Source organism: Trichocoleus desertorum AS-A10 (genome assembly GCF_039962155.1).
Taxonomy (GTDB): domain Bacteria; phylum Cyanobacteriota; class Cyanobacteriia; order FACHB-46; family FACHB-46; genus Trichocoleus.
In genome coordinates this window covers 18,934-27,184 of record NZ_JAMPKN010000045.1, presented here as the reverse complement: position 1 = coordinate 27,184, position 8,251 = coordinate 18,934, and the positions used below count along the sequence as shown (strand labels likewise).

General features: G+C 49.8%; 6 protein-coding genes and 1 riboswitch. Of the genes, 5 read left to right on the top strand and 1 reads right to left on the bottom strand.

The window, feature by feature from the left end; translation table 11 throughout:
* The first annotated feature begins 131 nt into the window (after positions 1 to 131).
* Both NDA01_RS26845 and NDA01_RS26840 read left to right on the top strand, forming a co-directional pair.
* A complete protein-coding gene (locus tag NDA01_RS26845) occupies positions 132 to 680 on the top strand; it encodes a phytanoyl-CoA dioxygenase family protein (RefSeq protein ID WP_348230411.1) in 549 nt (182 codons plus the stop codon).
* Positions 681 to 1,026: 346 nt separating this feature from the next.
* On the top strand, positions 1,027 to 2,133 hold the full coding sequence (locus tag NDA01_RS26840; RefSeq protein WP_431193539.1) for a spore photoproduct lyase family protein: 1,107 nt from the start codon (positions 1,027 to 1,029) through the stop codon (positions 2,131 to 2,133).
* A 64-nt stretch (positions 2,134 to 2,197) separates the two neighbouring features.
* On the opposite strand, the gene NDA01_RS26835 is transcribed toward NDA01_RS26840, so the two are convergent.
* A complete protein-coding gene (locus NDA01_RS26835; protein ID WP_348230410.1) occupies positions 2,198 to 2,620 on the bottom strand; it encodes a hypothetical protein in 423 nt (140 codons plus the stop codon).
* 34 nt (positions 2,621 to 2,654) lie between these two features.
* Positions 2,655 to 2,751: riboswitch (Glutamine riboswitch) on the bottom strand.
* A 216-nt stretch (positions 2,752 to 2,967) separates the two neighbouring features.
* Between NDA01_RS26835 and NDA01_RS26830 the strand changes: the two genes are divergently transcribed.
* The 3 genes from NDA01_RS26830 to NDA01_RS26820 all read left to right on the top strand — a co-directional run bounded on the left by NDA01_RS26830 (position 2,968) and on the right by NDA01_RS26820 (position 8,244).
* Complete coding sequence (locus tag NDA01_RS26830; RefSeq protein ID WP_348230409.1) at positions 2,968 to 4,467, top strand: MFS transporter; 1,500 nt, start codon at positions 2,968 to 2,970, stop codon at positions 4,465 to 4,467.
* A 122-nt stretch (positions 4,468 to 4,589) separates the two neighbouring features.
* Positions 4,590 to 5,789 (top strand): FAD-dependent oxidoreductase, encoded by a 1,200-nt coding sequence (locus NDA01_RS26825; protein ID WP_348230408.1) that lies wholly within the window; start codon positions 4,590 to 4,592, stop codon positions 5,787 to 5,789.
* Positions 5,790 to 5,898: 109 nt separating this feature from the next.
* Positions 5,899 to 8,244, top strand: coding sequence for an ATP-binding protein (locus NDA01_RS26820; RefSeq protein ID WP_348230407.1), 2,346 nt, complete (start codon positions 5,899 to 5,901; stop codon positions 8,242 to 8,244).
* Positions 8,245 to 8,251: the final 7 nt, after the last annotated feature.

The window sequence follows — 8,251 nt, the reverse complement described above, 5'->3', positions numbered from 1 at the left end:
GTCGCGTTCAAATATCAGGCGCGCAGTGGAAGCGTGAGAATGTTCCACAAGTGCTAGCTCATCGTTGCGCTTATCTCAATGGTTTAATTGGTCTGCAAAACTGACATGCTCCCTACGAAGATGATACGATCTTGGCGATCGCGGCAGGGCTAGTGGGGGAAGATGTGGTGATGTGTCAGTTGGCAACCGATACCCCCAGGCTCGGGTCAGACTATCAAGCCACTCATCGAGATGCACCCCCCTTGTTTCCAGAAATGGCTCAGGAAACTCCTCCCTTTCAACTAGCCATCAACTTTCCTCTCGTCGATGTCACCCTGGAAAATGGACCCTTTGAAGTGGCACGGGGAACTCATCTGCTTACTAAGGAAGAAGGGCTTCGCCGCTTAGAATCGGTAGAAGTCGGGCTAGAACCCATCACTTTGAACTTGGGGGATGTGATGATCCGAGATGTGCGAGGATTACACCGAGGCACTCCCAACCGCACCGACATTCCCCGTCCTATGGTGGTGATTGGTTATAGCCGCCGTTGGCTGTTCCGACCTGAGGTTTCAATTCAAGTACCTCGCGCAGCTTTAGAAACGCTCTCGGATCGCGCTCGTCATCTGTTAAGGTTCAATCCGGTGGTCGAAACCTTAGAAGCCAAGCCTGCTACAGAGATTTACCAATCTTACGCTTACTAGTCTTTGACTGCATTGGCGGTTTGACTGTGGCTCTCCAAAATCAGGACGGTGCGGCCTGAGCTAACTGCTGAGATACAATACCTGCAAAGTGGAAGGGATTGGCTTGGACCTGAGTTTGGCGCGAGAAATTGCTACAGCGCATAAATGAAGCTTGATTCTCGGTCCCGTTGCAACAGGATAAACCACCTTTATCCTGGCTTTGGTAGTAAGCGCTAAAAGTATGTTGTGTGGTTTGCCGCAGCGTACAAACCCTACTGCAAATAGGTTGAAATCCGCTCCTTATTTACGTTTCCGCCTTGTGGGAATCCAATCATAATAGAGAGAGTTCCAGTGTGGAGAACCGATTTTGTCTTTACCTACAACGGTTGCTAGCTCTACTTCTGCTCCTACAAGTCCATCAGGCTTGGGCAATGTTAAGACCCGCTTATGGATGCCAGATCAGGTTCTATTCACACCAGCAGCTTTAGAGGAGCCGTGGGGCCAGCGAATTCTGGAGCGGGTGCGATCGCTCAACTTGCCTGTCGAGGAGTTACCACGCAATCGCTTAACCAATTTGCGCGGAGAGACAGAGCGCGAAACCTATGACATTGCCAAGCGGACTTTGGCTGTAGTGACAGCACCGCCGAGCCAGTTTAAGCTCAGCCCCATTCCCCCTTCAGCAGATTGGCAGTTTCACTTAGCCGAAGGCTGTCCTGCTCACTGTCAGTACTGCTACTTGGCGGGTAGCCTCCAGGGACCGCCGGTAATTCGGGCTTACGCTAACTTGCCGCAGATTTTAGACAATCTGGCTGCTTACGAACGTGCAGGTCAGGCGACCAGCTTTGAGGTTAGTTGCTATACCGATCCGCTAGGAATTGAGCATCTCACAGGCAGTTTGGCTGAGTGTATCCGCTACTTTGGCACTCGCGCAGATGGTTATCTGCGCTGGGTCTCTAAGTTCGATGCTGTGGAGAGCTTGTTAGACTTACCTCACAATGGGCACACCCGCTGTCGAGCTAGTGTGAATGCAGCACCGGCATCTGGTCGCTTTGAGGGGGGGACGGCTTCGGTACAGGCTCGGTTGGGTGCCTTGCGACGATTGGCCTTGCCACGGGGGCAGGGTGGCGGTGGTTATCCGATTGGTTTGGTGATCGCTCCGATCATGCCGATCGAGGATTGGCCGCAGCATTACACCCAACTACTCGATGACATCAGTGCAGCTCTAGATTTTGACTGTGACTTGACGTTTGAGCTGATCTCTCACCGCTTCACTCCTGGCTCTAAAGAGGTGTTGCAGCAGTGGTATCCCCAAAGCAAGCTAGATCTAGACGAATCCACTCGCAGCGTCAAGCGCAATAAGTTTGGTGGCATTAAGTACGTCTACGACTCAGATACGATGAAGTCTCTTCGCCAGTTCTTCGAGCGTGAGCTTAGTCAGCGCTTTCCCAAAGCTCAAATCCTTTATTGGACCTAACTAATTCTCCTCTCTATCCGTCCAGCCTGGGTTAGGTCTGGGCGGATTTTGAGTGTGGGTAGAATTAGCGGTAGAAGCGTTCCTCTAACCAAACTCGCACTTCATCCTCAGATTGCAGGTAGGTTTTCTGGCCTGTTCTGGGATTAATAACCGACCACCCATAAGACCCAGCGCGATCGCTGACTTCTTGTATCTCTGGCTCTTCAGAAGTGATCCGTGAATTGGTTAAAACTTGTCTAATGTTGAGCCAGAGCGAACGGCAAATATTAAAGGGGTTAGTAGGCTGTCCCTGAGGAGCAGCCAATGACCAGCATCGATCCAAGTGCTCTGTTTGTTGCTGCTCGGAGAATGCTTTAATCCCAGCGTCTATCAGCGATCGCCAAATGCGATCCAGGCGATCGCTAAAGGGTAAATGCTGGGGTTGCTGTTGGAATCTCAGATTACCAATGAGTTCTAAATCGCGATAATTTTGCCACTGACTTTTCATAGCAACGCTCCATCCAATTGGCCTGACAAAATGAAGCGCGTTCCTTCGGGCTAAACCCTACTTCCGTCTCCTACTTAAATCTCACTTAGATTTCAGTCGAGCATACCTCAAGGCAGGTGGAGATGAACGATTTTATTTCTGTATTAATTATGACAAAATTCTTTGCTTGCTACTAACTATGTTTTAGTCTCCTAACCTGGATGGCTACCTATCGCCTTAGCCACCATAGAAATCTACAGTCAGCCTGGATTTATCTTTCGGCCCATCATCCTGGGAACACTGGGGATTGCAAGCGTTGAATGCTTCCCCTGACCGATCTAGGCCGACAGCTCTAAGGATGAAACTGGGTGACGAATTATTTAACTGAGGAAACCATCTTTTCTCTAGGCGAAGTGATTTCAGAATCGATCGCCGCTGTAGAAACTTCTTTGTCTCAGCCTTTGGCGGCAGACGTTGCTGCGAAAGTTCCTAAAGCTGCGATTCGTTCTAGCCTCCGAGCTTCTACCTGGGATGGGGTGTTTGCCACGCTCTTCAGCAACATCACCGGAGGTGTGTTACTCAGTAATTTTCTTGTAGAGCTAGATGCCAGCACGGTGCAAATTGGCATGCTGGCCTCGATCCCGATGGTGGTAAACTTGCTGCAACCCTTAGGTGCCTATTGGGCCGATCGCACCACTAGCCGTCGGTGGTATGGCCTCTGTGTCTACGGAATTTCTCGTTTGCTGTGGTTGCCGCTGGCGATCGCGATTCTGGCTTTTAATGCCTACTCTACCAGCAACCAGACGATGATCATTGCCACGCTGGCTGCCTTGCTAGCGACTCACGTGTTAGGTGCGCTTGGTAGTGCCTCTTGGCTAGCTTGGTTAGCGGTATTGGTGCCTCGACAGCTACGGGGACGTTACTTTGGCTTTCGTAACAGTGCCTTTAGCTTGACGAGCTTGGTGACCATGCCGTTGTTAGGGCTAGCAGTTTCGCACTTTCCGGGGGGCAGCATTCAAGGCTTCGGTGTGTTCATGCTGGTGGGTATTGTGGCAGGGCTGCTCAGCTTAGCTTGTCAGTCGCGGATGACGGATGTGAATCCGCAAGCTCGCTTGACTGCTCCAGAACCTAAATCAAAGCCTACTGCTGATGCCACTGCTGCCTTCTCTGGCTCGGAAGCGGCTCATACCAGCATGCTTAAGCATCCTCATTTCTTGATGTTTTTGCTCTACTTTGGGGTGTGGGCCTTTGGGGTGAATCTCTGCAATCCCTTCTTTAATCTGTATTTGCTGGATAACCTATCCATAGACGTGAGCTGGGTAACGCTCTACAACGGTCTCGGTGCAGGCGCGACATTACTGATGCTGGTGCTTTGGGGTAAATTGGCCGATCGCATTGGTAATCGCCCCATTCTGGTGCTGGATGGATTGTTGGTGGCGATTATCCCTTTGCTCTGGCTAGGCACAGGTCACAACTCAATTTCTCTCTGGTTTTGGTTTCCCGTTCTGCATTTGTTGGGGGGTGGGGCAGGAGCCGCGATCGACCTTTGCATTAATAATTTGCAGTTAGCGATCGCCCCAGTACGTCATCACACCACCTACTTTGCCATCACTGCCGCGATCGGTGGAGTCTGTGGCGCAATGGGAGCAATGGTTGGCGGTTGGCTAGCCCAATCCACAGGCTCCAATGGCATCACAGAATTGTTTGTGGTTTCTAGTGGACTGCGATTGGTGGCGTTATTGCCGTTGTTCTGGCTGCAAGAACCGCAAAGCCGCCCCCTCGGGCATGTTTGGCAACAGCTGAAGCAACAAGCCGATTATTGGTTTTTAGGCATCAAGCCAATCGAGCTACCCATTGGCTGTAAATAAGCTGTAAATAAATTCTATGAATCTGGCTCCCCTTTCCTTGAGAAAAGAGGCTGGGGGTTAGGTTTCAGGGCTGTGCTGCATGAGAAGATGAGGCTACAAAGTTCCATCAACGCTTCTCAGTCATGACTCAGGTAGTAATTGTAGGGGCGGGGCCAGCGGGGGCAGCACTTGCTCTCCTTTTAGGGCAACGGGGTATCTCAGTCCAGCTCGTGGAAGCCTCTCCCACCTTTCGCCGCACTTTTCGGGGTGAGGGGCTGATGCCGAGCGGGTTGGATGCCCTAGAGCAAATGGGCTTATCCGCTCTGCTCGATCGCATTCCTCACCGTGCTTTGGATGCCTGGGAATTTTGGCTCAACCAGCGATCTCTGTTTCGAGTTGCAGAACCGATCGAACCGGGTGGTAAACCTTGCACCCTAGTTTCGCAAACGGCTTTGCTAGAGGCGCTCATTGAGCAAGCAAGGGCTTATTCTGGCTTTGAGCTGGTACAGGGAACCCCGGTGCAAGACTTGTTGTGGCATGAGCAACGAGTGGCAGGGATCAAGCTTAGCGATGGTCGGGAGCTAAGTGCAGATTTGGTGATTGGCACGGATGGTCGCAATTCTGTTGTTCGCCAGCGATCGCGCTTAGCTTTAGAACAACAGTCTCAAAGTTTTGATATTCTTTGGTTCAAGCTGCCCGATCATCCTCGATTTAAGTCCGAAAATGTTTTTTACTCGATTTTGCAAGATCGTGATGCTTTAGGTTTATTTCGTAGTTCTGAAGGCGAGCTTCAGCTGGGCTGGGCCTTGCGTCCATCTGAAGCAAAAGATTGGCCGCAGATAAATTGGGCTGAGCGACTAGCCGCCACTTCTCCAGATTGGCTGGCTGAGCATTTTCGCCAAAACGCCGCGACCTTAGAAGGCCCGATTCTACTGTCGGTGGTCGCGGGACGCTGCCCCCAATGGTCTGTTCCAGGACTATTGCTCCTGGGGGATGCAGCTCATCCTATGTCTCCGATTCGCGCCCAAGGCATCAACATGGCTTTGCGCGATGTCATTGCCACAGCCAACCATCTGGTGCCTATACTCCGGGAAGGGGCAGAGCTTGCAGTCATTGACGCAACGTTGCTCAAAATTCAAGGCGATCGCGAACCGGAAATTATCCGAGTGCAGCAACTTCAGCGCCAAGAAGCGGCCCAAGCCGATCTCCTAGAACATAGTGCCTTTCTGCGTTGGGGAGCTAGCCAGTTTGCACCTTTTCTCGGCCCCTTGGTGCGATACTCTTGGGTCAAACGCCAGCATCAGTTACGTCAAGGAGTAGCGCCACTCCAACTGTTGGTTTAGTTGCTCAAATTACTTAGTTTGTTAAATGAAATGGCTGAAGTTATCTCACTGCAAATATTAGTACTCTGCAAATGGGCAGGCTAATGTATGAAAGTAGTGACTTTAACCTATGCCGCAGAGTATCCGAGTCAAGCATCCGAGCGCGAATTTCTTCGGAGGATATAACCGGATTATCCTGGCTACCTTTTCGTTAGTCACTGTCGTCTCATGCGGGCTATTTTACTTACAATTTCGTTCTCGTTATCAGAATGAAGTTGCACAGTTGCAAACCAAGTTTTTAGAAGAATCATCAAGCCTCAACTATATGGTTAAAGGGGCCTCTGACCATATTAGTGCCCTGAACACCGAGGCAGAATTCCATCTGGCAACTCATGCTCTAGGTGAGCCATCTTCCAAACTCTTCTCTCAACTAGAAAATTTGCCCGGTAAAGACCACTACGCTCTGGATCGTATCCAGCTTCCTTTTACCGAGGAGATGGTAGCAGGCTTGAGCGGCAAAGGCTCGTTAGAGCAGATGTCACCAGAGGTCAAGCGAGATGTGGAGATGGCGATCGCGCTCAATGCTCTTTTTCAATCATCCAAAAAAAATATACCCAATCTAGCTTGGGTGTATTACATGTCGAAAAATAGGTTTCAGAGTCTTTATCCTTGGGTGTCCAGCAAAGATCATTTGTTTGTGGAGAGTGATTACAGCCAAGATTTTTACAGGCTAGGATTACCCGAAAACAATCCACAACGTCAGCGTTTCTGGACCCGTGCTTATACAGATACAGCGGGTAAAGGCTTGATGGTGACGGTTGCCGAGCCTATCTACGACAAAGATACTTTCCTCGGAACCGTCGCTTTAGACTTCACCTTAGATGTCTTAAACGATTTTATTAAAAACGCGGAAACTCAGCGCGATCGCCAAGCAAATTTATTTGTAATTAACCAATACGATCAGTTGTTGGCTCACCCCTATTTAGTCAGCTCTACAGATAAGGACGTGAAACCAGCTCAAGTGGCATTGCCACTCAAGCTCCAAAGCCAATTAAAGCAAATCTTACAAGCTCCAGCAGACCAAGTTAATGCTGTTGATTCCTACTTAGTTTTGCATCATCCCTTAACCAACGCTCCCTGGCAGTTAGTTCTCTGGATACCTCAGCAAGCGATCGTTTTGAAGGCTTTGTCTGGGACGAGTTGGCTATTTCTAGTGCTTCTCCCTGGACTAGGTTTAATTCTCGTAGCCGCGAGTCATCTAACACGCCGAGATTTCATTGAGCCTGCTCGCAAATTGGTAGAACATATTGAAACTGCCAGCCAAGGATCTGGTCAAGCATTGATCTCTAAAAAATTAGATATCCCTAGAAGTTGGCAACCTTGGTTTGAGAGAATTTCTCGAATTTTTGATGAAAACCGCAGCTTGTTGCAAACCCTAGAAGCCTATACCCAAGAACTAGAAGCCAAGAATGCCGCCCTCCAAACCACAGAAAACTTGCTGGCTGAAAATAATCGCAATCTAGAACAGCAAGTGGAGGAGCGAACTAATCAGCTGCAACAGGTGATTGCAACATTGCGTCAGCAAACTCAAGATTTAGAAAGTGCCCTGCAAGAATTGCAACAAACTCAGTCACGGTTGATTCAAAGCGAGAAGATGTCGAGTCTTGGACAACTGGTGGCAGGTGTGGCGCATGAAATCAACAATCCCGTCAATTTTATCTATGGCAATCTAGCTCCTGCTCATGATTACACTCAGGAGCTACTAAACCTGATTAGTTTGTATCAAGAGCACTATCCTCAGCCAGTTGCTGCGATCGCGGTTGAGGCAGAGGCCATGGATCTAGAGTTTCTCAGGGCAGATTTACCCAAGTTGATGTCTTCTATGCAGATGGGGGCCGAGCGGATTCGACAGATTGTGCTTTCGCTCCGCAACTTCTCTCGCCTGGATGAAGCCGAATTTAAAGCGGTTGACATCCACCAAGGAATTGATAGTACCCTGATTATTTTGGAGAATCGCCTCAAAGCTAAGCCAGAACACCCTGCGATCGCTGTGACTAAAGAATATGGCAACTTGCCGTTGGTGGAGTGCTACGCAGGACAGCTCAACCAAGTATTCATGAATGTGCTGACGAATGCGATCGATGCTTTGGAGCAAAATAATCAACCCAGCGGACAAGAGTTGGTAGCGTCACCGAGTCATATCCACATCAGCACCCACCTCAACCGCAACAATCGAGTGGTGATCAAGATCTCTGACAATGGTCCAGGTATGCCACCAGAAGTAAAGCAGCGAATCTTTGATCCCTTCTTCACAACCAAACCAGTGGGCAAGGGAACGGGCATGGGCATGTCTATTAGCTACCAAATTATCACCGAGAATCACGGTGGCTCGCTGGATTGTATCTCCATTCCGGGACAAGGCACCCAATTTGTCATTGAGATTCCTTTCCAGCAGCAAAGCCCCGCCCTACGGTAAGAAACGG